Annotated in this window: 24 protein-coding genes; 20 read left to right on the top strand and 4 right to left on the bottom strand. The window is 58.7% G+C overall.

Going from position 1 to position 23405, the window contains the following annotated elements:
* The first annotated feature begins 41 nt into the window (after window positions 1-41).
* Window positions 42-287: a hypothetical protein gene (locus Q8N00_16215; protein ID MDP2384337.1), complete on the top strand. Its 246-nt coding sequence runs from the start codon at window positions 42-44 to the stop codon at window positions 285-287.
* Window positions 288-519: 232 nt separating this feature from the next.
* Here the strand turns inward: Q8N00_16215 and Q8N00_16210 are convergent, their stop codons facing one another.
* Window positions 520-789 (bottom strand): hypothetical protein, encoded by a 270-nt coding sequence (locus Q8N00_16210; protein ID MDP2384336.1) that lies wholly within the window; start codon window positions 787-789, stop codon window positions 520-522.
* A gap of 338 nt (window positions 790-1127) precedes the next feature.
* Here Q8N00_16210 and Q8N00_16205 point away from each other — a divergent pair, with 338 nt between their 5' ends.
* From Q8N00_16205 to Q8N00_16155, 11 genes are all read left to right on the top strand, one after another.
* Window positions 1128-1499, top strand: coding sequence for a DUF2294 domain-containing protein (locus Q8N00_16205; protein ID MDP2384335.1), 372 nt, complete (start codon window positions 1128-1130; stop codon window positions 1497-1499).
* A gap of 46 nt (window positions 1500-1545) precedes the next feature.
* Window positions 1546-1890, top strand: coding sequence for a DUF2294 domain-containing protein (locus Q8N00_16200; GenBank protein ID MDP2384334.1), 345 nt, complete (start codon window positions 1546-1548; stop codon window positions 1888-1890).
* 225 nt (window positions 1891-2115) lie between these two features.
* Window positions 2116-3591, top strand: a complete 1476-nt coding sequence (locus Q8N00_16195; GenBank protein MDP2384333.1) for a YdiU family protein — start codon at window positions 2116-2118, stop codon at window positions 3589-3591.
* Window positions 3592-3656: 65 nt separating this feature from the next.
* Complete coding sequence (locus Q8N00_16190) at window positions 3657-6887, top strand: hypothetical protein (GenBank protein ID MDP2384332.1); 3231 nt, start codon at window positions 3657-3659, stop codon at window positions 6885-6887.
* 10 nt (window positions 6888-6897) lie between these two features.
* Window positions 6898-7617: a hypothetical protein gene (locus Q8N00_16185; protein ID MDP2384331.1), complete on the top strand. Its 720-nt coding sequence runs from the start codon at window positions 6898-6900 to the stop codon at window positions 7615-7617.
* Window positions 7614-8369: an alpha/beta fold hydrolase gene (locus Q8N00_16180; protein MDP2384330.1), complete on the top strand. Its 756-nt coding sequence runs from the start codon at window positions 7614-7616 to the stop codon at window positions 8367-8369. Before Q8N00_16185 ends, Q8N00_16180 begins: the two co-directional genes overlap by 4 nt.
* Window positions 8370-8384: 15 nt before the next feature.
* Entirely contained in the window at window positions 8385-8552 is a 168-nt protein-coding gene (locus Q8N00_16175; protein ID MDP2384329.1) for a hypothetical protein, read from the top strand.
* Window positions 8553-8769: 217 nt separating this feature from the next.
* Entirely contained in the window at window positions 8770-9576 is an 807-nt protein-coding gene (locus Q8N00_16170) for a DUF2470 domain-containing protein (protein ID MDP2384328.1), read from the top strand.
* Window positions 9577-9658: 82 nt separating this feature from the next.
* Window positions 9659-11341, top strand: coding sequence for an energy-dependent translational throttle protein EttA (gene ettA, locus Q8N00_16165; protein MDP2384327.1), 1683 nt, complete (start codon window positions 9659-9661; stop codon window positions 11339-11341).
* Window positions 11342-11356: 15 nt separating this feature from the next.
* Window positions 11357-12238: an SDR family oxidoreductase gene (locus Q8N00_16160; protein MDP2384326.1), complete on the top strand. Its 882-nt coding sequence runs from the start codon at window positions 11357-11359 to the stop codon at window positions 12236-12238.
* 54 nt (window positions 12239-12292) lie between these two features.
* The gene (locus tag Q8N00_16155) at window positions 12293-13099 is read left to right on the top strand and encodes a DUF1295 domain-containing protein (protein MDP2384325.1); all 807 of its coding nucleotides are present in this window, start codon (window positions 12293-12295) and stop codon (window positions 13097-13099) included.
* Here Q8N00_16155 and Q8N00_16150 read toward each other — a convergent pair.
* Both Q8N00_16150 and Q8N00_16145 read right to left on the bottom strand, forming a co-directional pair.
* A complete protein-coding gene (locus Q8N00_16150; protein MDP2384324.1) occupies window positions 13083-13307 on the bottom strand; it encodes a hypothetical protein in 225 nt (74 codons plus the stop codon). The two genes, Q8N00_16155 and Q8N00_16150, sit on opposite strands and share 17 nt — an antisense overlap.
* A gap of 277 nt (window positions 13308-13584) precedes the next feature.
* The gene (locus Q8N00_16145; GenBank protein MDP2384323.1) at window positions 13585-13887 is read right to left on the bottom strand and encodes a transcriptional regulator; all 303 of its coding nucleotides are present in this window, start codon (window positions 13885-13887) and stop codon (window positions 13585-13587) included.
* Between the two features lie 93 nt (window positions 13888-13980).
* Between Q8N00_16145 and Q8N00_16140 the strand changes: the two genes are divergently transcribed.
* The 7 genes from Q8N00_16140 (at window position 13981) to Q8N00_16110 (ending at window position 21329) form a co-directional block, all read left to right on the top strand.
* Window positions 13981-15438: a TldD/PmbA family protein gene (locus Q8N00_16140; protein ID MDP2384322.1), complete on the top strand. Its 1458-nt coding sequence runs from the start codon at window positions 13981-13983 to the stop codon at window positions 15436-15438.
* The gene (locus Q8N00_16135; protein ID MDP2384321.1) at window positions 15435-16778 is read left to right on the top strand and encodes a TldD/PmbA family protein; all 1344 of its coding nucleotides are present in this window, start codon (window positions 15435-15437) and stop codon (window positions 16776-16778) included. The genes Q8N00_16140 and Q8N00_16135 overlap by 4 nt, the downstream gene beginning before the upstream one ends.
* Window positions 16779-16861: 83 nt before the next feature.
* Complete coding sequence (locus tag Q8N00_16130; GenBank protein MDP2384320.1) at window positions 16862-17236, top strand: hypothetical protein; 375 nt, start codon at window positions 16862-16864, stop codon at window positions 17234-17236.
* A 67-nt stretch (window positions 17237-17303) separates the two neighbouring features.
* Window positions 17304-18941: a hypothetical protein gene (locus Q8N00_16125; protein ID MDP2384319.1), complete on the top strand. Its 1638-nt coding sequence runs from the start codon at window positions 17304-17306 to the stop codon at window positions 18939-18941.
* A 154-nt stretch (window positions 18942-19095) separates the two neighbouring features.
* The gene (gene msrA / locus Q8N00_16120) at window positions 19096-19716 is read left to right on the top strand and encodes a peptide-methionine (S)-S-oxide reductase MsrA (protein ID MDP2384318.1); all 621 of its coding nucleotides are present in this window, start codon (window positions 19096-19098) and stop codon (window positions 19714-19716) included.
* A gap of 145 nt (window positions 19717-19861) precedes the next feature.
* A complete protein-coding gene (locus Q8N00_16115) occupies window positions 19862-20371 on the top strand; it encodes a cytochrome (GenBank protein ID MDP2384317.1) in 510 nt (169 codons plus the stop codon).
* Window positions 20372-20768: 397 nt separating this feature from the next.
* A complete protein-coding gene (locus Q8N00_16110) occupies window positions 20769-21329 on the top strand; it encodes a lytic transglycosylase domain-containing protein (protein ID MDP2384316.1) in 561 nt (186 codons plus the stop codon).
* 194 nt (window positions 21330-21523) lie between these two features.
* On the opposite strand, the gene Q8N00_16105 is transcribed toward Q8N00_16110, so the two are convergent.
* Complete coding sequence (locus Q8N00_16105; protein MDP2384315.1) at window positions 21524-21892, bottom strand: PilZ domain-containing protein; 369 nt, start codon at window positions 21890-21892, stop codon at window positions 21524-21526.
* Window positions 21893-22174: 282 nt separating this feature from the next.
* Here Q8N00_16105 and Q8N00_16100 point away from each other — a divergent pair, with 282 nt between their 5' ends.
* Window positions 22175-23332 carry a pyridoxal phosphate-dependent aminotransferase gene (locus Q8N00_16100; protein MDP2384314.1) on the top strand — a complete coding sequence of 386 codons (1158 nt, stop codon included), beginning with the start codon at window positions 22175-22177 and terminating at the stop codon, window positions 23330-23332.
* Window positions 23333-23405 lie beyond the last annotated feature (73 nt).

Here is a 23405-nt window from a genome sequence, read left to right as displayed (position 1 = left end):
CAGAGGCTCCCATTGGTCATAACAACGCAACAAGAGGAGGCATGATGAAGACAATGTATGTCGCGATGCTGATTGGAATGTTGTCAGGTTGTGCCACGGCCCCTTCGGGCCATTGGGAGCAGGCCGGGCGAACGGATCTGGAAACCCAGGACGATTTTGCCCATTGCGAGAAAACCGCCTATTTGGACTCACAACGCAACAAGAGCGATGAGCCCTTCAAGGGACCGATCATCGAAAAGAACTGCATGCAACGGCTAGGCTACACCTACATCAATAATCCGAAATAAGTCTGGTTGGTCTGCCTCTATCTGAGCTAAGGCGGGCGTCTCTTTCGGAGATTTGTTCGGCGGCTCAAAATTTCCACCAACAAGGCCGCAAAGAACTATCGGTTAGTGTGCGGTTGCTCAAACAGGTGGTCAACGAGGCCGCAGGCGAGAAAATACCGGAGACGTACCCTCAGGGGTACGTTGAGGATTTTTCGAGACGAGAACGAAGTTGGGCGCCTGTTTCAGCAACCGATTACAATTCGCGGATGGCGCCTTGAAGAACCGTAATCTGCGTCACCGGATCGCCGGACGATTTGAGCTCTGCGCGGATTTGATGTTTGAGGTAGGAGGAGTAGCCCACGCGGTCGACCAAGATGTCGAGGAACCGTTCAACGGGGAGGAGGCTCTGGGCCTTGAGCTCTTCCACGGTCTCGTCACTGACGGGGACGTAGCTGCTCCCCATGTGGAACACCACATTATAGTAACGATTTGTCCCGATACGCTCGAACCGTAAACCCTTCATCCTATACTCCTCTTCACCGGCGTGAGGGGGCTCATTTTAGACAAACAGGTTCCGGAAGACAAGGGCGGCGCTGACCGGCCGAGTCTGTTTTTCCTGCCTGTTTTGTGAGCGAGGCGGACAGGGCAGGCCATCAGATGAAGTGAAGACCGAATCACTATGTCAAGGATCTGTTTCGGAGAAGTGAAGCTGTCGGGTATGTTCCTTGAGCGGCTTAGGCCTTCGAACCCACGCATCATGTCTGTTGGCTCAACGAGGCGCAGCTTTACCCTTGTGACCTTTGAAGGGGGACTTCTATACTTGGCTGCTACAATCTAGGATCTGGTTGGAAGGGGCGTGCGATGAACAGAGGACTGACCAAAGGCGAAATCGAATCGGCGATTCGCACGGCGATTATCAAATTTGAACAAGAGTTTATGGGGCGGGGTCCGGAGGAAGTGAAGGCGTTCGTCGTGAGGGATCTCGTCGCCGTTCGACTCAAAGGCGTCCTGACACCGGCTGAGCGACAATTGGCCAAGACCGCCGAAGGCGTGGAGATGGTCAAACGAATCCGACAGGCCCTCATTGCCCAGGGCCGCGATCAGCTCCTCGAACAGGTGGGCAAAATAGTGGGGGCCAAGGTGCTGGCCATCTTTACCGATATCGATGCCCAGCTCGGCGAGAAAGTCTTCGTGTTCACGGTGGATCGGGACTTGGAACATCTCGGCCGGTAAATACCGTCGAGGGGCGACCCTAGCGTGAATCAGAAGAGGGCATGACGTGGAAAACGCGATTCGCAACGCCGTTATCCAGTTCGAGCAGGAGTTCATGGGACGCGGCCCCGATGAGGTGCGCGCATTCATCGTGCGGGATCTGGTCGTGGTCCGGCTCAAGGGGGTGCTGACGCCGGCCGAACGGCAGTTGGCCAAGACGGTGGAAGGCATCGATATGGTGAGGCGATTGCGGGAGAATTTAGTCGCGCAGGGCCGCGACAAACTCTGTGAGCAAGTGAGCGAGATCATCGGCGCCAACACACTCGCGCTCTTTACCGACATCGACGTGCAGCTGAGTGAACGGGTCTTTGTGTTTACGGTGGATCGCGAGGTCCAGAACGGCCATCGATAGGGGTTCCGCACGATGGAACAACTCGTCACCAGGCTGTCTGAAAACCAGGCTCCTCGCGCGCCATTTATCACCGGCTCCGATTCGCGAGTCGATTCCACTCTCCTGACACAGACCGATCCCGGCGAGGCGTCGATCTTCGACGTCGACTCCGAGCAATTCGCCTCTCTGTTGGATGAGACCTATCCTCGCTTGAAAATATCGAGCGAGTCCTGCCATGCTCCACCCATGATCAGACACCAGTTGGAAACATTGTCGTTCGATAATACCTATGCCCGCCTGCCCGAGGCATTTTACGCCAAGCTGAACCCCACGCCGTTTTCGGAACCGCCGTACCTCATCAGTTTTAATCGAGCGGCGGCTGAGTTGATCGATCTCGACCCGGAGCAAGCGAAGCGGCCTGAATTTGCCGGCGTGTTTGGCGGGAGCATGCTGGTTCCGGGGATGGAACCGTTAGCGATGCTCTATTCCGGCCATCAATTCGGAGTCTATGTGCCGCAGCTCGGCGACGGGCGCGCCATTCTTCTGGGCGAGGTTCAGAACGGGCGAGGTGAACGATGGGACTTGCAGCTCAAAGGCGCAGGCCCCACGCCCTTTTCACGCGACGGCGACGGGCGCGCCGTGTTGCGATCCACCATCCGCGAATATCTCTGCAGCGAAGCGATGCATGGCTTGGGGATTCCCACGACGAGGGCGCTGTGCATCGTGGGCAGCGACCACAAGGTCTACCGTGAACAGGTCGAGACCGGCGCGATCGTCCTTCGTATGGCGCCTTCGCATGTGCGATTCGGCTCGTTCGAGATCCTCTACTATCGAAAGCAACATGAACAGCTCAGGCTGCTGGCCGACTATGTGATCGCGACGCATTATCCGCATCTCGCGGCGGCGACCGACAAGTATGCCCGTTTCTTTGCCGAACTGGTGGAGCGCACGGCGAGGCTGATCGCGCAATGGCAGGCCGTCGGTTGGGCGCATGGGGTCATGAATACGGACAACATGTCGATCCTGGGTCTCACGCTCGACTATGGCCCCTTCGGCTTTCTCGACGACTACGACCCCGGTTTCATCTGCAACCATTCCGACCACAACGGCCGCTACGCCTTCAATCAACAGCCCTATATCGGGCTCTGGAATCTGAGTTGTCTGGCGCAGGCGCTCCTCCCGTTGGCGGAGAAGGAAGACCTGAAAGCGTCGCTGGATCGGTATACTCCTCTCTGCGAAGGCCGCTACATGGAGCTGATGCGAGCCAAGTTCGGGCTCATCGAGACGAAGGAAGAGGATGCCTCGTTGATCCAGGACCTCCTGGCCCTCATGCACCTGCACCATGTCGATTACACAAACGTGTTTCGAACGCTGGGTTCCTTTCAGAGCGGAGTCGCCTCGTTGAACGAGCCGCTTCGTGACTTCTTTCTGGATCGAGCCGCCTTCGACCAATGGGCGAGTCGGTACAAGGACCGGTTGCGTGAAGAGGGGAGTCGGGACGAGGATCGTCTCGTCCGGATGCACCGCGTCAATCCCAAGTACATACTCCGCAACTATCTGGCCCAGACCGCTATCGAGAAGGCGCAGCAGAAGGACTTTTCTGAAATCGACCGGCTGCTCATCCTGTTGCAGAATCCCTATCATGATCAGCCTGGCATGGAGGCCTACGCGGCGGCGCCTCCCAATTGGGGCAAACATCTCTCGGTGAGTTGTAGTTCGTAGGACCGTCTCGCGAAATTGTATAGGCTGCTCTTTCACGCAGCGCATCACAGACAACGGACTTGTGTATGGCTAAAGGGCGTGGCGATTCGAAACTAGCGGTGGCGGGAGCCCTCACGCTCGTGCTGGCCATTGCCGGGGTGTTGCTGGTGAAAGAGCCTCTGCGCAGCTCGCGGCCGGTCGGTACGGGGCTGGAGATGAACCCGACGACCGGTGAACAGTTGGTCCGTGCGCGTTTGTGGGAAGATCCGGTGGCAGCCGTGCAACGGGGCCTGCGCGGAACGGGACCGACCGGCAAGTCGGCCGGAACGGAATCCACCCTCTCGCAACGGCTTGGCGCGCTGAGACAGACAATTGCCGAACGGACCAGGAACGGGCAGCGCATTACCGTGCTCCTGGTCACCACGAGCGGGGGGCCCTACGTCGAAGGCACCGAGTCGCGCATCCGCGATCGTTATGCCATCGGCACCGCACTGGGCGTCGGTTGTTATGTGCCGGAGGACGAGGGCCATCTCTCCTTCGTGGAATGGGAGCCGCAAGGAGCCGCGCCGGCTCTGCCCTATGAATGGTATCGCCTAAGGAAGACACGCGTCTGCGGAGAAGAGGCCTCGCGTGCCTCCGCAGTTCTGGTCGTCTGGTTGCCGGAAGAGGCTATCAATCGTGGATTCTTGGCGACCCTGACCTCTCTGTCCCAAGCCCTGGTCTGCCAAGAGGCGAAACAGAAACATGACTGTCTCCTGACCGACGACAAGAGACAATTAGTCCGTCTGAATCCGGCGGTACAACAGGCGGTCACGTTCAAAATCATGGGCCCGCGCAGTTCGTCGGAATTTCGCAGCTTCTTGCAGGAAGCCGGGGACCTGTATGGCGAACCGCACGAGGGAATCGGCGTCTGGCCGAATGTCGACGGCGCGATCGAGCTCTATTCGCCTTGGACGAGCGCGATGAAGGGCCTACTCGCCTACGGACTCAAGACAGAAGGCGGCCAAGGCACCGCGTGTAAGACTTATGAGGTGTGCGAGCAGGAGTTTCACCGCCGACTGGCGCTTGCCAACGTTCGCCTCGTCTACGATGTCGGCTCGGACGATCAGCTATTCGGCGCGCTGGTTGAGGAATTGGAGCGGCGTCAAGTAAGGCTCGGCTGGGACGCGGTGATCCTCATCGGGGAATGGGATTCGTTTTACGGGCGGACTCTGCCCATCGAGTTCCGCGCCGCAGCCTGTGCGAAGGTGGCGACGTTTCCGGAAGCCGATTTGAGACAGATTCAGGTTCCGGTGGACATCAAGAAATGGTGTCAGACCCTGTCGCAGGCCATCGATTTGCAGATTCAACGTCCCGCCGACTACGAGTCGCTCACGCTCAACGTCTTTCGGTATAGCTACCTCGGCGGCCTCGATGGGGAAGTGCCGGGCGAAGAGAAGGGGAAAATCGCTCGCGCGGACAAGACGGTTTTGAAAGACGATCAGCGGGACCGTCCGGAAGGAACGAGCCAGCTCGACTACGTGCGGGCCCTGGTCGCGCGTATTTACGAGGAGGGGGAAGGCGCGCGCGCCATCGGCATCCTGGGCACGGACCCCTACGACGCCCTGCTCATCATCAAGGCCCTCAGGCCCTCGTTCCCCCATGCGATCTTTTTTACCGTCGATCTCGATGCGCGCCACCTCCATTCGAGCGAATACAAATCGACACGCAATATGGTGATCGCCTCTCCGTTCGGGTTGCAATTGGAGGGAGGATTCCAACGCGACGTGCCTCCGTTCCGGAGCAGCTATCAAACATCGGCCTACCTGGCCGCCCTGCAAGCGGTGCAGTTTGTCGCTTGTGCACCGGCCGGCCATCAGCCGTCCACGACCGCACCCTGCACGACGGGGTACCATGTCGACTTGACGCCGGACGACCGCATCTACGATGCAGGATCTCACCCCAGGATCTTTGAAGTGAGTCGCGGCGGGGCGGTGGACATAAGCCCGGTAGATCGGGAGGGGATCAGGACAATCCACCCTCTCAGGCAGGATCTGGCTCATACAGACGAACTGGGAGCCTTGAAGCAGGGAGTCGGATTCGATAACACCGCGGTTGCGGCGGCGTTGGTCGTGGCGTTGTTGGTCGCCATGGTCATCGCCTGGAGCAATGAACGGCTCTGGCTGTGGGTCGTACGGCATCCTCGTCTGCTGACGGCCACGGCCCTCGTCGCGGTGGCGTCGTTCTCGGCCTTCGTCGCCTTCGGCGGGGCCGAAGCGCTGTTAGCCAATCATGACGAAGGAGAGCCCTTCTCCTGGACCGCCGGGGTCAGCGTCTGGCCGAGCGAATTCCTCCGCCTCTTCGTCGTGCTCCTCTGTCTGGTCATGCTGGGGAAGGGTCTCCGCGATCTAGACAAGAACAGCGACGCGATCAGCGAGGATTTTTTATTTCAGGATGAGTCGGGCCGCTGCCGATTGTCACCCCGGACCTTCTGGACCAACTTGCAGCGGGTCTACCATCCGGCTGCGACCAGGACGGCGACGACGGTGGATCAAGCCTGGTCCTGGTATCGCGAGGCCGGCATCCCGTCGCAGCGAGTGCTGCGGACCATCCTCCTGTTTCTGGTGTATCTCTCGGTCATGTGGCCCTTGCAGCATTGGGTCTTGAGCGAGGAAATGATTCATCCCTGCCGCGGCCGGCTGAGTTGCGGCATCGATTGGATCATGGCGCTGAGCAGCGCCGGTTTCGTCGTGTTGCTCAATCTGGCGGTGTTCGATGCGGTCATGCTGTGCCGGCGGTGGATCGGTTGGGTAACCGCCTCGACCGGCGGCTGGTCCGATCAGGTCCAAGAAGAATATCTCCGGGAATATGGTCTGGGCCAGACCCAGAAAGCCGAATTTGAAAAGCTAAAATACTTGGCCGTCGTCGATCTGATCGCGCAGCGGACCGCAGTGGTCAACCGCATGATTCGTTATCCGTTTATCGCCTTGTTGGTCATGATCGCCGCGCGGAACGACTACTTCGATATCTGGAACTATCCTCTCCTGTTGATCCTGTCCTGGTCCTTGAACGTCGTGCTGGCGCTGATGGGTGCCTACTTGCTGTACCAGTCGGCCAGCAAGGCGAAAGCCGCCATGCTGGCAGGGCTCAGCCGCCAGATGGTCCAGGCGTTGGGATCCGGCAAAGATCACGATGTTCGCGTGAAGCAGATCCAGTATGTGATCGACGAAGTGGAAGAGAACGAACAGGGGGCCTTCGTACCCCTCTATCAACAGCCGGTGATCGAGTCGTCGCTCTATGGCATCGTCGCCTTGCTGCAATATTTGTACATGAAATAACGGGATATTTATGCGCGAAGAACAAATCGGCGGGTTGCGGACACGGATCACGGGCGGCATAGATGGCAAGGGCGGGGGGCGCGGTCCGCTCGTCCTGCTCCTGCATGGCTTCGGCGCGCCGGGGGACGATCTCGTCTCGCTGGCCGATGTCTTGAGCGTGCCGGCCGGCACGAGGTTCCTCTTTCCCGAAGGTCCGCTCTCGTTAAGTTTTGGGCCGAACGATGCGCGGGCCTGGTGGCTGATCGATATGGCGCGTATTGCGCAGGATCGTGCGGCCGGCCGGGTACGCGACCTCTCGCAAGACATTCCCAAGGGCCTGGCCACGGTGCGCGAGACGATGCTGACCTTCCTGAAAGAAATCGAACAGAAATTCGGCGCGGAGCCGGGCAAGACCATCCTGGGGGGATTCTCCCAGGGCGCCATGTTGGCCTGCGATCTGATGCTTAGGACCACGCAGCCCTATGCCGGGTTGATTCAAATGTCCGGTACGCTCCTCGCCGCACAGGAATGGGGCCTCTTACTCCACAAGCGTAAAGGCCTGCCGGTCTTTCAAAGCCACGGGACGCAGGATGAGATCCTGCCCTACGCGGGGGCAGAAAAACTGCGGGACGCATTGACTCACGGGGGGCTTGCGGTTGACTGGCATAGTTTCCGCGGTGGGCACGAGATTCCGAGAGCGGTCCTGCAGCGACTAGGGACGTTCATTACGAAGGCGGTTACTCATCCATGAGTAGCCTGCTTTCGTTCGAACTCGCAGGCGCCGATGGCAAGTTGATCCGAGGGGATCGCTCGATGGGGAAGGATCGCCAGATTCTGTTCATCACCGGCTTCCTCTCGAAACGGTGGGGCAATAAGAGCAAAGCACTCGCGCAATGGTGTGCAGAACAAGGCTGGGGGTTCTGTTGCTACGATGTGCGAGGCTTTGGCGATTCGGAAGGACGGTTCATCGACTACACGCTCTCGGACTGGATCGCCGATGCGCGGCTCGTTCTGAATATGCTCAAGGGCGGACCGCCGATCACCATCGTTGGCAATTCACTCGGAGGCTGGATCGCCTGGCTCATGGCGCAGGAATGTGCTGGCATCGAGCGGTTGTTGCTCATCGCACCGGCGTTCAACATGATGGGCCTGCGGGCGCAATCGATTGCACCAGAGCGATGCCATGACTGGCATACCGCCGGTTGGATGCCTTGGGACGACGAGCCGGCCCATCGGGACTATCCTCTCGCCTGGAAGTGGGTGGAAGAGAGCAAGGCCTATTGGGGCAGGAGTTTCGACCGGCTGCGGCCAGTGAGTACGGCCATTCTCCATGGCCAGCAAGACCATGTGATTCTGCCGCAAGGCAGCAGTCAGTTCGCCGAGCAGTTACGAGGCCTCGCTCCTTCGTTTCCGATCGACCTCCATCTCGTTCCGGGCGACCATCGCTTGAGTAGTCCGGAGCATCTGGATCTGTTTCGACGTCTTGTCGTGGGTGCAACATAGCGTGAAGGGAGCCATATGCTTGTCTTAATTCATCGAGAATGCGGTGGACAGGCGATAGACGATTCGTCCATCGGCGAATCCTGTGCGATCCCTGTCGACAGGTTTCCCTTTACCTGCTTCAGTTGTCTGGAGGAAATCGACGACGAAACGGAAGTCCGTGTCTCGCAAGAAATTGGAATGTAGCCGCTCTCAAATATGGCTGACGATGACTGAGAGAGTCGCGGCAGCTCGTAGGCATGAATGGCCTTCGGATCAGTTCTTCGCCTTCCTCGACGCCGGTGTCGAGCCTGTCGGTCTACGTCCAGCTGACCCCTCCGGCACACCCCGTCCTCAGTGGAAATGTTCGACAGATCCAGGGTAAGGTGTCACCCGGTCCATTGCAGGGAGTAAGAGATTAGACATGTCTTCATCACGACAACATAGCAGCGGGCCTGATTCAGAGGGTCCTGAGGTTCCTGAACCGTCCCATGCCGAGCGGGCCAAGACGCTGGTGTACTTACAGTCATCGGGTAGTCTCTCGACGCTCTCGCGCAAGCAGCCTGGCTGGCCCTTCGGATCGGTGATGCCCTACGGGTTGGACGACAAGGGGCAACCGGTCTTTTTGATCAGCACGATGGCGATGCATACGCAAAATCTGTTGGGCGATCCACGGGCCAGCCTGCTCGTGACACCGCCAGAGAGCCGCAGCGATCCGCAGGGTGCGGCCAGGGTGACCTTGATGGGGTCGGCGACCAGGGTGCCGAGAGAGGAAGCGGTTAAGGTTCGCGAGCTCTACCTGGCACGCCATACCAATGCCTCCTACTGGGTAGACTTCGAGGACTTTAGTTTTTTCCGCATGGCATTGGCGGATATCTATTTCGTCGGCGGCTTTGGATCGATGGGTTGGGTCATGCCGGACGATTACGCGGGAGCGGCCGTGGACCCGCTCGCGGATGAGGCCTCGAGCCTCATTCGTGAATTTAACACCGAGCAGGCGGAGACGTTACTGCTCCTGGCCCGCGTATTCGGCAATGCCGAGGCGCAGCAGGCGACAGTGACGGCATTGGACCGGTTGGGCTTTCACCTTCGGCTCACCACGCCAGGCCGCATGCAGGGTGGGCGGGTGGCCTTTGCCAACCCCGTACGCAACGCGTCGGAGGTCAGGGCCGGTCTTGCCGGCTTGGCCGTTCAAGCACAGGCAGGGCACCAAGTCTTGCATTCGCTGTAGTCGGTGCTGGCACAGGTTCCTGTGAGCATCCCGCACGATGGTTCTTTTCAACTCACCAGTTCATTACTAGGTAGGGGAATGCATGGCGACCACAAACGATAAACAAGTCATTTTCTCACTCGTCAATGTCGGCAAGATCTATCCGCCGAAGAAGCAGGTATTGCGCGAGATCTATTTGGGGTTTTACTACGGCGCGAAGATCGGCGTGTTGGGCCTCAACGGATCGGGCAAGAGTTCGCTGCTCAGGATCATTGCCGGAACCGACCAGAACTATACCGGGGAGATCACCCGCTCGAAGGGCTACAGCGTCGGTCTGCTGGAACAGGAACCGCAGCTCGATCCGGAGAAGACGGTGAAAGAGGTTGTCGAAGAAGGAAAGAAAGAGCTCGTGGCCATGTTGCGCGAGTATGACGCGGTCAGCAACAAGATGGGCGAGGCCACGCCCGATGAGATGGAAAAACTGCTGGAAAAGCAGGCGCAGCTCCAGGAAAAAATCGAAGCGGCAGACGGATGGGAGTTAGATAATGTCCTGGAAGTGGCCATGGACGCGCTGCGTTGCCCACCGGCGGATGCGAAGATCGGCGTGCTTTCGGGCGGCGAGAAACGACGGGTGGCCCTCTGCCGTTTGATGATTCAGGAGCCGGATATCCTCCTGCTCGACGAACCGACCAACCATTTGGATGCCGAGTCCGTGCAATGGCTCGAACAGCATCTGCAGCAATATAAAGGTACGGTCATCGCCGTGACGCACGATCGCTACTTCCTCGACAACGTGGCCGGCTGGATCCTCGAACTCGATCGCGGCCATGGCATTCCGTTCCAGGGAAACTATACCTCCTGGTTGGAACAGAAGCAGGTGCGGCTGGAAAAAGAAGAAAAAACCGAATCGAAGCGCCGCAAGTCGTTGGAACATGAGTTGGAATGGATCCGTATGTCGCCGAAAGGCCGTCAGTCGAAGGGCAAAGCGCGGCTCAACCGCTATGAAGAATTGGTCAATCAGAAACAGGAAGAGCAGGCGGCCGATCTGGAAATCTACATTCCACCGGGCCCGCGGCTGGGCGATGTGGTCGTCGAAGCCCAAGGTGTCGGCAAAGCCTACGGGGACAAGGTCCTCTATGACAATGTGAACTTCAGTCTCCCCAAGGGCGGAATTGTCGGCGTGATCGGTCCGAACGGAGCCGGCAAGACGACGATGTTCCGCATGATCATCGGGAAAGAGAAGCCGGATACCGGCACGATCAAGATCGGCGAGACGGTCAAGCTGGGCTACGTGGACCAGGATCGCAGCCTCGATCCGGAAAAATCCGTCTACGACATCATCTCCGAGGGCCACGATACCATCATGCTCGGCAAGGCCGAAGTCAACGCCAGGGCCTACTGCGCCCGGTTCAACTTTGCCGGCACCGATCAACAAAAGAAGGTGAAGGATATTTCCGGCGGCGAACGCAACCGGGTGCACCTGGCCCGGATGCTGAAAGAGGGAGCGAACCTCATCATCCTCGACGAGCCGACCAACGATCTCGATATCAACACCTTGCGTGCGCTGGAAGAAGGATTGGAAAGTTTCGCCGGCTGCGCCGTCATCAGCAGTCACGACCGTTGGTTCCTGGACCGGGTCGCGACCCATATTATGGCGTTCGAAGGCGACAGCAAGGTGGTCTGGTTCGAAGGGAACTACAGCGAGTATGACGCGGATCGGAAGAAGCGTATGGGCAAGGAGGCCGATCAGCCCCATCGCATTCGCTACCGCAAGCTGACGCGCTAACCAGCATATTTCCTTATGGCACCGCTCGCCCTCATTACCGGTGCGGCAGGGCTCATTGGCCACTATCTCCTCACGACGGCGCCTCGCTGGGCGCCGCAGTGGGAGGTGCGGGGTCTCACCAGACAGGACGTCGATCTGACCGATGCGGGGGTCCTACGCCGTCTCTGGCGCGACCTCCATCCCCATGTCGTCATCCATTGTGCGGCGCAGAGCCGGACCGGACCTTGCCAGCAGAACCCATCTCAGGCTCGACGCATCAACGTGGAGGCCACGTCGCTCCTTGCCGAACTTGCGGCCGGGATTCCTTTTCTCTTCTTCTCCAGCGATCAAGTCTTCGATGGCGCCAAGGACTGGTACGTCGAAACGGATCCGGTGAATCCGCTCAACGTGTATGGAGAGACCAAAGCAGAAGCCGAACGCCTCGTGCTGCAGAACCCACGGCATAGTGTGATTCGTGTGGGGCTGAACGCCGGCACGTCGCCGACCGGCGATCGTAGTTTTGTCGAGGATATGCGGAACGCGGTGAGGGCGGGAACATCACTCACTCTATTCACCGATGAGTTCCGTTGTCCGCTACCGGCTGGTATGACGGCGCGAGCCCTGTGGGAGTTGATCGGCCAGGATCGGCCGGGCCTCTATCACCTTGGAGGAGCGGAACGGCTGTCGCGCTGGGAGATCGGGCAAGCGCTCATTCCCTGGTATCCGGAGCTGGCTGGTCTGATCAGGCCTGGCTCCGTGAGGGACTATGTTGGCGCACCAAGGCCTCCCGATTTGTCGATGAACTGTGGCAAGCTTCAAGGGCGTCTTTCGTTCCCCTTGTCCGGCTTTCGCGCCTGGCTTGCGGGACGGACCACTATGGGCGCGGATCTGTGGGACTATCCCGATCAAACTTCGTGAGGCGTACAACGTGAAACGTGCCGCGCAATATCGGGAATATGGGAGGATGCGATAATGGGATCGGACCCTCTGTCCCTTGTCGTCACGGCGTATGTGGCTATGGGCGTCATCATGGCAGGGCTGTGGCTGCTTCAGCTCTGGATATGCAATGCCTCGATTGCAGACGTGGGATTCTGTGCAGGCCTGATCGCCACCGTCCTCTGGTATGCGACCCAGGCCACCGGCGAGACCGAGCGGAAAGTCCTCGTGGCCATGTTGGTCCTGCTCTATGCGGGCCGGCTGGGATTCTACATCCTCCTCAACCGTGTGATCGGCAAACAGGAGGATGCTCGGTATCGCCGTCTGCGCGAACAATGGGGCTCGTTCGAGCGGCTCAAGATGTTCGGCTACTTTCACCTGCAAGCGCTGGCCGTGGCGGGCCTTTCTCTCCCCTTTCTGGTGCTGATCCAAAACCCACGGCCTCCGTTCGCGCTGATCGAACTGGCTGGATTGCTGATCTGGATGGTCGCGATCGCCGGTGAAGCGATGGCCGATTGGCAACTTGCGCAGTTTCGTTCCAAATCTTGGAATCGCGATCGCGTCTGTCGCGACGGACTGTGGTATTACTCGCGCCATCCAAATTATTTTTTCGAATGGCTCCATTGGTGGGCCTACGTCGTCATGGCCATCGGGACACCGGGCTGGCTGCTCACTTGGATTGGCCCGATCGCGATGGGATGGGCGTTAGTCAAAGTGACGGGAATTCCTCTGGCGGAAGCGCAGGCGCTGGCAAGCCGTGGCGAGGACTATCGCATCTATCAGCAAACGACGAATGCTTTCATTCCCTGGTGGCCAAAACGCCAGCCTATTGAGCGGGGGTAAGAGTGGCTAGGCGCGCCCGGGCCTGGTCGGCTTCTTTGCTGGTCGGGTAGAGCCGAATCACATCTTCGTACAATTGCTTCGCGTGGGGCAGGTTCATCTGCCGCTCCTCAAACTCTGCGGTCTCGAGCAATTCCTTGGGCTTGTCCCCGTTACAGGCAGAGACGGCCAGCAGGCAGGCGAACAGTAGCATGGCGAGGGATCGTGTCATAGGACCTCCGGTTACTCCAACCGCTTCTGCCACCAGGGGCGTTCCGCGGTCCTTTTCTACATGATACGAGATCCCGTACAACTTGTTCCAATCCAGCTGCACCTGCCCACCTGTCGCCTCGTGGCGTTTTTCCCAGAACTCGAAGAGATTCAGACAGGCATGGTCGAGATGACGGAGGGAAGAGAATGGTAGTGGGCGCTAAGTGAATCAGACCATTCTAGATGAGGAGGGCAAGGCATCCAGGAAATGTGAGAAGCGACAGGGCTATGCGAACAGCCTAGATCGGCTCAATCCCATATCGAGGAGCGGTAATGCCTTCGCTGCGGCATGTAGGGCAACGGCTCGGCCTGTTCAGTTTTCGTCGATCGCGAAAGATGAACTCGCAATCGGGGCAGACGGAGGGTTCGAGGATGAATCGGCGCGACGGATCTCGAGCCACCGTTTTCACGACGTGAGGGAGATGTTCCTCGATTTGGCGTTCCGGGATGCCCAGCATCTGGGCCAGCTGGTATGATGACAGTCTGGTACCGGTGATCAGTTCGATGATGCGCTGTCGTGGCGTCTGCCCGGGAGAGATCATGAGGCGACATCGTAGGGGATGACATCGTGAAAGCCAAGCCCGGTGGCGCCCTGAGTTGAACGGCTCCGGTGCCTCTGTCAGGATACAGCTGCCATGCCCATGCTTCATCAAGACGAACTCGCCGAACTGGTACTTAAACGCGTGGTGGCTTCCGGAGCCGAGTACGGCGATATTCGCATCCTCGACAGCACAACCCAGACCATTCGTGGCGAAGACCGGCGCATCGACTCCATTCGGGATATGCAGGATAGAGGGTTCGGGATCCGCGTCCTCTATCACGGGGCCTGGGGCTTTGCGGCCAGTTCGGTCCTGTCGCTGGAAGAAGCCCCTCGTGTGGCTGATCTGGCGATCGAGATCGCCAAAGGCTCTGCGTCGATGGCGATCGACAAGGTGACGCTTGCCGATGAGCCGGTCCATCGAGACCGTATTGTGACGGCCAGGCGGATCGATCCCTTTGCCGTCTCGCTTGAACAGAAAACTGCATTGCTGCTCGAGACGATGGAATATGTCCATCGGCAGGCCGGTGTCGTACGGAGCAGCGCGAGTCTGTGGGCTCGCCGGGACCGCAAGCTCTTTGTCTCGACCGAAGGCTCGCGTCTGGAGTTCGACCTCCTGGCCGTGAGCGGCGAGTACGATGCGACGGCGATTCATGACGGGCGGTTCGCATCGCGGAGTTTCAATACGCCGCATCTTCGGATGGGTTATGAATTGATCGAAGACGCCAATTTCCTCGCCGAGGCTCCGCGCATCGCGTCTCAAGCCGTCGAAAAAGTAAAGGCGCCTACCACCGAGCCGGGCCTCTACGATCTCGTCCTTGATCCTGAGCACCTCTCGCTCACCATGCATGAATCCTGTGGTCATCCGAGCGAGCTCGACCGTGCGCTCGGCTACGAGGCCAACTATGCCGGCACCAGCTTTCTCACGACCGAGAAGCGAGGAACCTTTCGATACGGTTCTCCGCCCGTGAATCTTGTGGCCGATAACTGCGAACCGGAGACCCTTGCCGCGACCGGGTACGACGACGATGGTGTGGCCTGCCAGCAATGGGACATTGTGCGCAACGGCATTTTCGTCGGCTACTGCACGAACCGCGAAGTGGCGCCGATGATCGGCGAGACGCGCTCGCGCGGGTCCAATCGGGCGGACAGTTGGGGCAGCGTGCCGATCGTTCGCATCGCCAACATCGGCCTGGAGCCAGGCGATGCCACCCTCGATGAGCTGCTGGCCGATGTGAAAAGGGGTATCTATATCGAAGGCCACGGATCCTTCAGCATCGATCAACGACGCTATAATTTCCAATTCGGCGGCGATGCCTTTTGGCTGATTGAAAACGGGAAGCGGACTCATATGGTTCGCGATGTCATTTACCATGGGATCACGCCGGAGTTCTGGGGCAGTTGCGACGGGGTCGCCGACCGGTCGCACCGCCGGCGGTACGGGTTCATCACGTGTGGCAAGGGTCAGCCCGGCCAGTCCGGCTGGATGAGCCATCCGGCCTCTCACGCACGATTCCGCAACGTGCAGGTCATCGGAGGGCAAGCGGGATCATGAGTACGACAGACCACAAGGCTTGGCCGAAGCTGACGAGCCGGAGCGAGTTCCGGTTTCTCTCGGAGCTGGTCTTACAACATTCAACCGGCGACCACACGTTGGTGTCGTTGCACGATCAGCAGAGCGGGACGACGCGGTTCGCGAATAATCAGATCGTCCAGAACGTCGATACGAGGCGCGGGTCGTTGAGCGTGACGGTGGCATTCGGGCGGCGGCACGGCACCGCCAGCACGACGGACTTTACGGCTGGTTCGGTGCAAGAGGTCGTGACCAGGGCTACGGAGATTGCGCAACTGTCGCCGGAAGATCCGGAATACCTCCCGCCGGTGGAGCCACAGCAATATTCGACGCCCCCGACGACGCGTGTCGAAACAGCGTTGGCCGGTCCGGCACGGCGGATGGAATATACCAATGAGGCGATCGGGCAATGCCGGATGGAAAGTCTCGGCGCAGCCGGGACCCTGTCCTCGTCGATGGCGACGGTCGGCGTGGCCGCCAGTACGGGTCTCTTCGCTCATGAAGAACGGACCGACGCTCGATTCAGCCTCACCGTTCAGGCCGGTGAGGCCACCGGCTGGGGCGCCGCGGCCCATCGATCCATCGATCATCTGAAAGTACAGGAGCGGACCCTCACCGCGATCAATAAAGCCAAACGAGGCCTGGAGGTGCGTGAGTTGCCGCCAGGGCGCTACCCCGTGATTCTGGAGCCGGCGGCCGTCGCGGGGCTCTGGTCCGCGCTCTTCTGGACGCTCAATGCGAAGGCCTACGAAAAAGGCACGAGCGCCTTGTCGGGAAAACTGGGCCAACCGATCGTCGACCTGAGACTATCGCTCCGCAATCTTTCGGATCATGAGGATCTCCTGGGCATCGGGTTCACCTCGGACGGGTTGCCGACAGTGGCATCCGACTGGATGACGGAGGGGGTGCTGACACAGTTGTCGTACGATCGTTTCACGGCGAAGGCGCGAGGCATCGATTCAATCCCGACGCTTGATGCGCCCTGCCTCTCCGGAGCTGGATCGTCCTTGCCGACGTTACAAGAATTGATCAAGCAGACGGAGCGCGCCATCCTCGTGACCAACTTCTGGTACATCAGGATGGTCAACCCGACCGATCTCACCCTGACCGGTATGACGAGGGACGGCACGTTCCTCGTTGAAAATGGCCAGATCCTGTCGGCCGTGAAGAACTTTCGATTTCATGAGAGCCCGCTGCACGTGTTCAATCGAGTTGAGGCCTTTACCAACCCGGCTGAAGCGATCACGTCAGAAACCGGCAAACTCCTGGTGCCGTCGATGAGGCTTCGAGATTTCAACTTTTCCAGCGTCACCCGATTCTGACGTACGTCCGCCGTTATGGGGGCAACTGGTCGAAGATACCTTGAACAAGCGGGGGAGCAAGGGCAACAACAGAGGAGGAGGACATGATGTGTATCACAAGGTGGTGCTTCATCACGGTGCTGGGAGCGAGCCTGCTCGGGGCCGGCTGCGACATCGCGGGACCCTCGAAGCAAGAGGATCTTGGACGAGGGATCGTGCAGGGCACGCTGGGAGTCCAACCGGGGAGTGAGATGCGGACTGCCATTCCTGAAAATGCCTCTTCTCTCAAAGGGCAGGTGACGAAGATCGAGGGTGGGGCCTATGTGCTTCAGGAGGTCGGCGGGACTGAACTCCGTCTCGCGCATGACGAGAATACGCGCATCGATCGACCGGCCCATGTCGGGGATCGAGTCGAAGCCTTCGTGGATGAAGGAGGACGTGCGGTCCTCATTCGAAATAGAGATCACGATGAACGATGACAGGAGACCAAGTCGATAGGGGATGTGGATTGAGCAACGGGCGATCAGGTGTTTATGGGGAGGTCGGATGGTGGCGACACGCGTGATGGTCGGAATGACGTTGTGGTTGGCGCTCTGTGTGCCAGTGGAATCGGTTCTTGCCGGTCAGACCGCCGCGGTGCCGCTCTTCGACAATCTGGGTTCCCTCCACCATCCCATCACCACCACCTCGGAACAGGCCCAGCGGTATTTCGATCAGGGGCTCCGGCTCGTCTATGCCTTCAACCATGAAGAGGCGATCCGGTCGTTTGAAGCCGCGGCCCGGCTCGATCCGCAGGCGGCCATGGCCTATTGGGGCATCGCGCTGGCGCTCGGGCCCAACATCAATGGTGCGATGGAGAAGAAGGACGAACATTGGGCTATCGAGATGGTCCAGAAGGCTCAACGGCTGGCGGATCGCGCCACTCCAGGGGAGCGGGCCTACATCGAGGCCTTGGTCACGCGGTATGTCGGACGAAAAGGGATCAAGCGCAAGGGCCTCGACGAAGCCTATGCGAAGGCGATGCGATCGATGTCGCTGCGATTCCCCGAAGATGCCGATGCGGCGACGTTGTTCGCCGAAGCCTTGATGGATTTGCGGCCCTGGGACTTGTGGAAGCAGGATGGGCGACCGCAGCCTGACACCGACGAGATCGTCTCGACACTCGAGTCCGTACTTGCACGGAACCCCGAGCATCCGGGGGCCTGTCACTATTACCTGCATGCGGTTGAGGCCTCGTTGCAACCGGAACGAGCCTTGCCTTGTGCGGAGCGGCTGCCCGGTCTGATGCCTGGAGCCGGCCATCTCGTGCATATGCCCGCCCATATTTACATGCGGGTTGGGAAATATCACGAAGCAGCGGAACAGAATCGGCAGGCCGCCCACATCGATCAACAGTACTTGGCGAGCCAGCATCTGAGCGGCGACTATGCGGACGGGTATTACACCCACAATCTCCATTTTCTCTGGGCTTCCTTGGCCATGGAGGGGCGGAATGCCGAAGCCATGAAAATTGCCAGAGAATTGACGGCTACGATCACAGCGGAGGAAGCGCGCAAAGACCGGTGGAAGGAGCTCTACCTTCCCACACCGATCTTCTCGATGATCCGGTTCGGCCGGTGGGAGGAGTTGCTCAGGGAACCTCCGCCACCCAAGGGATTACGATTGATGGAAGGGATGTGGCGGCTGGGAAGAGGGCTCGCCCATGTCGCGACCGGCAGGATCCCCGGGGCTGAGGGCACACATGTTGCGCTCGCCGGTCTCACGAAGCAGATGCGTCGGGATCGCACGGTAGAAGGCAGGACCGAGCAGACGCTGCTCAAGATTGCCGAACGAGTGCTAGCGGGTGAGCTTGCGGCGCACCGCCAACATTATGGGGACGCGATCCGGCTGTTCGAAGATGCCATCAAAATGGAGGAGGCGCTTCCCTACTCGGAGCCGTCGATTTGGCCATTGCCCGTGCGGCATTATCTTGGAACGGTATTGTTGCGCGCCGCCCGCCCGGCCGAAGCCGAAGCGGTGTATCGTGCAGATCTTCTGCGACATCCGGACAACGGGTGGGCGCTGATCGGATTGATCCAGAGCCTCAAGGCCCAACATAAAGGCGATCAGGCGGCTGAGACGGAAGAACGCTTCAAGAAGGCTTGGGCCCATGCCGACTTTATGCCGGCTGCATCTCGGATGTGAAGGGTCAGCGAGACAAGCAAGAAGTGAGCGATTGGCGCGATCCGAAGTTCAGAAAACCTCAAACCGTCATCTGTCCCGCTTGTCTCGCGAGACTCGCACGAGGGTGTAAGGATTCATACAGCTAGTCGACTGACTCTGTAGGGAGGACTGTCTTATGAACAAACATACTGCGGTATCGTTTCTGACTGTCGTCATTCTTTTCATCGGAGCCTGGACCCTGCAGCCGACAGGCCAGGCCGTAGCGGATGCGCCACTTGGCAAGGCCTACTTTGCCGGCGGCTGTTTCTGGTGCATGGAAGAAGCCTTTGAAAAGGTTGATGGCGTGCTCTCTGCGGCGTCTGGATATATGGGAGGGACCGTCGCCAATCCGAGTTATGAAGACGTGTCCGCTGGACGAACGGGACATGCGGAATCGGTCGAGGTGCTCTATGACCCGGCGAAGGTGAGCTATCAGAAGCTGCTGGAGGCATTCTGGCGCAACGTCGACCCTTTCGCCGCGAACGCGCAGTTCTGTGACCATGGCTCACAATATCGTGCGATTATTTTCTATCAGACCGACGAAGAAAAGCGCGTGGCAGACAACTCCAAACAAGCCATCGAGCAATCGAAACGGTTCAAAGAAGCGATCGTCACGCAAATCGTGCCTGCCGCTCCATTTTATGCCGCCGAGGAATACCATCAGGACTTCTACAAGAAAAACCCCGTTCGCTACAAATTCTATAAATACAGTTGTGGTCGTGCCCAGCGGCTCGAGGAATTGTGGGGGAAACCATAACGTGAGTCGAGGTACAGAGCTTCACGTCCGGTTCATCGTATCGTCCTGACCCTTCACGAGTGTCGCGCGACAAATCCTGCCCCACCGGTGTATATTTTTCATTTCGGCAACCTGTGCCAGTACCATTACCCGTGAGGTGCGGTTCGTGAAACGTCCGATTCGACGATCGACGAGAAAGCCAGTGGTCGGTGTGATGGGTCCGGCCAAGGCCGGTTCCAGAGCGCTAGCCGATGCGAAAAGTTTGGGTGAGCTGATTGCCCGTCAAGGATGGGTCGTGCTGACCGGGGGGCGCGCAAGCGGCGTGATGGACGCGGCGAGCGAGGGCGCCAAGTCGGTGCCCGGCAGTTTGACGATCGGAATTCTTCCGGACGACAAGGCGTCGGTGTCCCGATATGTGGACGTGGCCATTGTCACGGATCTGGGCCAGGCGCGCAACAACGTGAATGTGATGTCCAGCGACATCATTGTGGCCTGCGGACTCGGTGGGACTGGTACGGTTTCGGAAGTGGCATTGGCGCTGAAGGCTAAGAAGATAGTGATTCTGTTAGGTGCAGATAAGGCTGGCGTGAGCCTGTTCAAGAGTCTCTCGCCCGATCTCGTTCATGCCGCTGCCTCGCCGGAAGAGGCGGTAAGGCTGATCGGCGAGCTCCTCTAGCTGGGCGCTGAAACAGGCCACTGGGCAGGAACCGCTAAACGATGAGTGATGAACAGTGAACGAAAAGCGATAGTCACGTCTCCGCGCATTGTTCAGTCGCTCACTCGCTGCAGCCTTGCCAGACGAACTTTTTGAGCATCCCTCGTAATTCTTTCTGATTCTCCCGACACAATTTCCCAAGTAATCTTCTCTGTTGAAGAACTGTGCCAACTTGGGGCTGAGCCAACAGTTCTCAAACGTCCATTCTGTGCACTTCACGGCATCGTGCGTATGGCGGCATAGCCATCGATTCCCCTGTGCGATCCATAGGTTAGTGAAGGGCGGCTGAGGCATGGATCTTGAGACCTTCCTGACCGTGATGAAGGCTATTTTGTGCATAGGAATATCATTCCACGCTATGGCGATCACTCGAACCAGGAGCGGACGGCTCTGTTCACACCTGCTACGTGCCTTCTGCACGCTGACGCTGCTGTGTCTGCTGATCGTTGCGGTTCCCGCCCCGACGCGACCGGACTACGACAGCGCCCACCAGCGATATTCAAAGCAAGAAATCAGCCGGGCTATCGCATGGTACGCCAAGAAATATCGTCTCGATCCGGCTCTGCTGCGCGCGGTGATCAAGACCGAATCCGATTTTAATCAGCATGCCGTGTCTCGCAAAGGCGCGGTCGGTTTGATGCAGCTGACTCCGGACACCGCAGTCACGTTACGTGTGAGCGATCGTTATGACTCGTTGCAGAACATCCGCGGAGGCGCGAAACAATTGCGGCATCTGCTGAATCTCTACCAGGGCGATCTTCCACTGGCCTTGGCGGCCTATAACGCCGGGGTTCATCGCGTGAAAGAACGCAAAATTCCTCGCATTCGAGAAACCCGTACCTATGTGAGGAAGGTGCTGCGTTACTACGAGATGTTCCGGTCTCACCCGTCGCCTCCTCCCAAGAATGAAAAGAAATAAGGGAGAACTCGAACCCGGTCGAACGTGCATTTTCTCATTGGTCGTTCTGCGTGACCGGCGATTCAGGAGTCACGGATCTTGTGCGCAATGATGAGGTTGTGACGAAGAGCGATAAGGTAAGGGGGAGGCGTCCTGATTACGGCGAGGAAAGAGGGGGTCGTTACTGCAGATAGATGCCCTGGGCTAGCGGCCTGTTAGAGCTTGGCTTTCATGATCAAGGCACGGATGCGCTCTCGTTGGGCCGATCGGATTTCTGTAAATTCGAGACCGAAGGCCGTCCCCTTTACCCACCGGACCAGGGCTTCATCGATGCGCACAGGCCATTCCTGATCTTGCAGGAAGAGGGACAGGCGGAGCGTCGTGCCAACCTGCACTTCGGTCAGTGAGGTCGCCTGGCAGCCTCCGGTGGAGAGATCGAGGATCGTCGCTTCCCCTTCAAAGTCATCTTCTCCGAAAAAGAACAGGCGGCAACTCAGGTTAAGACGGCGGCCTCGGCGTTCCGCCATTGCGGCTTCGTGATCGGAGAGTACCGCTCGTCCAGATCTGGGGTCTTGCGTGGCCACGGAACACCTCCTTTCTTTCGATCAGTGGTAACTTTGTTGCTTCGACGATGAAACAACTCTACCGGATTCGTTGTCGACCTGCATTCCTCAAGTGGAGTAACTCGGAAGGGGGGCCGCACCATGAACGTAGGATATCCCATTGCTGCCATGAGTACCCGATACATTCGATTTTCGGTCGTATCCCCGTCTCGGCTATTTTGCCTGCTGCAAAGAAAAGGCGCTTGACCTGCCTGGAACCGCTCTGCGACAAGTGAGATTCTTTGAACGAGGAGCAATGCCATGATGAGACGGCAGATCAACCAGCGGATGGCAATATTAGCCCATTCAGAAATTCGAGCGATGACCCAAGCCTGCGTGCAGGCAAAAGGTCTGAATATGGCACAGGGAGTCTGCGACACGCCGGCTCCACCGGTGGTGATTCGAGCTGCAGCGCAGGCCCTGGAACGAGGGAAGAATGTGTATTCGCGATTCGACGGTTTGCCCGAATTGCGACAGGCGCTCGCCAGGAAGCTGGCGCAGTACAACGGCATCGTAGCCGATCCGGAAACGGACATTACGGTCAGCGCGGGAGCCACAGGGGCGTTTCATTCTGCCTGCTTGGCGTTGCTCAACCCAGGCGACGAAGTCGTCCTGTTCGAACCCTACTATCAGTATCATATCAGTGCGTTGCTGGCGGTTGAGGCCGTTCCAGTGCTGGTCAAGATGCAAGCGCCCGACTGGACGTTTTCCGTAGCTGAGGTCGAGCGTGCGATCACGCCCCGCACCAAAGCGATCATCGTGAACTCGCCCGGCAATCCTTCCGGCAAAGTGTTCAGCCGGCAAGAAATGGAGAACATTGCCGCGATTGTTCAACAGCACGACCTGTTCGTGTTCACCGACGAAATCTACGAGTACTTTTTGTATGACGATCGTGCCCATGTGAGCCTTGCCACATTACCGGGCATGGCCGACCGGACGATTACCATTGGCGGATACTCCAAAACGTTCAGCATCACCGGCTGGCGCATTGGGTACAGCGTCGCGGCAGCGCGATGGGCTCAGGCCATCGGAGCCATGAACGATTTGTTATACGTCTGCGCCCCGACACCGTTGCAGGCGGGAGTTGCGGTCGGCATCCAGGAACTTCCTGACTCGTTCTATCGCGATCAGGCACGCGACTATCAACGAAAACGAGATCGTTTCTGCCAAGCCTTGGCCAAGGCCGGTCTGACGCCCTCAATTCCGCAGGGCGCGTACTATGTGTTGGCCGATGCGTCTCGTCTGCCAGGTAACACCGGTAAGGACCGGGCGATGCATCTGTTGGACAGGATCGGCCTGGCTGGTGTGCCAGGAGAAGCCTTCTTTTCAGGAACTGAAGGGAGTCGGTTTATTCGATTCAGCTATGCAAAAATCGATGCCGATATTGATGACGCGTGCAGGCGGCTCGCGCAACTCGGATAGGAACAGCCTTCAGGATTGTTCCTGCGCACCCATTTTGCCTGACGGCTTGTCTGTCTCGTCCTCAAGTGGTAAG

Source organism: Nitrospirota bacterium (genome assembly GCA_030684575.1).
GTDB lineage: Bacteria > Nitrospirota > Nitrospiria > Nitrospirales > Nitrospiraceae > Palsa-1315.
The sequence above is the reverse complement of the archived record's forward strand: the minus strand, read 5'-3'. Positions and strand labels throughout refer to the sequence as shown.

What these genes read in the sequence shown, in the direction of transcription:
- Q8N00_16130 (MDP2384320.1), top strand. Translation starts at nt 16,862, where the DNA reads ATGATGTGTATCACAAGGTGGTGCTTCATCACGGTGCTGGGAGCGAGC.
- Q8N00_16215 (MDP2384337.1), top strand. Translation starts at nt 42, where the DNA reads ATGATGAAGACAATGTATGTCGCGATGCTGATTGGAATGTTGTCAGGT.
- Q8N00_16195 (MDP2384333.1), top strand. Translation starts at nt 2,116, where the DNA reads ATGATCAGACACCAGTTGGAAACATTGTCGTTCGATAATACCTATGCC.
- Q8N00_16135 (MDP2384321.1), top strand. Translation starts at nt 15,435, where the DNA reads ATGAGTACGACAGACCACAAGGCTTGGCCGAAGCTGACGAGCCGGAGC.
- Q8N00_16190 (MDP2384332.1), top strand. Translation starts at nt 3,657, where the DNA reads ATGGCTAAAGGGCGTGGCGATTCGAAACTAGCGGTGGCGGGAGCCCTC.
- Q8N00_16205 (MDP2384335.1), top strand. Translation starts at nt 1,128, where the DNA reads ATGAACAGAGGACTGACCAAAGGCGAAATCGAATCGGCGATTCGCACG.
- Q8N00_16145 (MDP2384323.1), bottom strand. Translation starts at nt 13,887, where the DNA reads ATGATCTCTCCCGGGCAGACGCCACGACAGCGCATCATCGAACTGATC.
- Q8N00_16185 (MDP2384331.1), top strand. Translation starts at nt 6,898, where the DNA reads ATGCGCGAAGAACAAATCGGCGGGTTGCGGACACGGATCACGGGCGGC.
- Q8N00_16110 (MDP2384316.1), top strand. Translation starts at nt 20,769, where the DNA reads ATGGCGATCACTCGAACCAGGAGCGGACGGCTCTGTTCACACCTGCTA.
- Q8N00_16100 (MDP2384314.1), top strand. Translation starts at nt 22,175, where the DNA reads ATGAGACGGCAGATCAACCAGCGGATGGCAATATTAGCCCATTCAGAA.
- ettA (MDP2384327.1), top strand. Translation starts at nt 9,659, where the DNA reads ATGGCGACCACAAACGATAAACAAGTCATTTTCTCACTCGTCAATGTC.
- Q8N00_16150 (MDP2384324.1), bottom strand. Translation starts at nt 13,307, where the DNA reads ATGACACGATCCCTCGCCATGCTACTGTTCGCCTGCCTGCTGGCCGTC.
- Q8N00_16155 (MDP2384325.1), top strand. Translation starts at nt 12,293, where the DNA reads ATGGGATCGGACCCTCTGTCCCTTGTCGTCACGGCGTATGTGGCTATG.
- Q8N00_16210 (MDP2384336.1), bottom strand. Translation starts at nt 789, where the DNA reads ATGAAGGGTTTACGGTTCGAGCGTATCGGGACAAATCGTTACTATAAT.
- Q8N00_16125 (MDP2384319.1), top strand. Translation starts at nt 17,304, where the DNA reads ATGGTGGCGACACGCGTGATGGTCGGAATGACGTTGTGGTTGGCGCTC.
- msrA (MDP2384318.1), top strand. Translation starts at nt 19,096, where the DNA reads ATGAACAAACATACTGCGGTATCGTTTCTGACTGTCGTCATTCTTTTC.
- Q8N00_16140 (MDP2384322.1), top strand. Translation starts at nt 13,981, where the DNA reads ATGCCCATGCTTCATCAAGACGAACTCGCCGAACTGGTACTTAAACGC.
- Q8N00_16170 (MDP2384328.1), top strand. Translation starts at nt 8,770, where the DNA reads ATGTCTTCATCACGACAACATAGCAGCGGGCCTGATTCAGAGGGTCCT.
- Q8N00_16180 (MDP2384330.1), top strand. Translation starts at nt 7,614, where the DNA reads ATGAGTAGCCTGCTTTCGTTCGAACTCGCAGGCGCCGATGGCAAGTTG.
- Q8N00_16160 (MDP2384326.1), top strand. Translation starts at nt 11,357, where the DNA reads ATGGCACCGCTCGCCCTCATTACCGGTGCGGCAGGGCTCATTGGCCAC.
- Q8N00_16175 (MDP2384329.1), top strand. Translation starts at nt 8,385, where the DNA reads ATGCTTGTCTTAATTCATCGAGAATGCGGTGGACAGGCGATAGACGAT.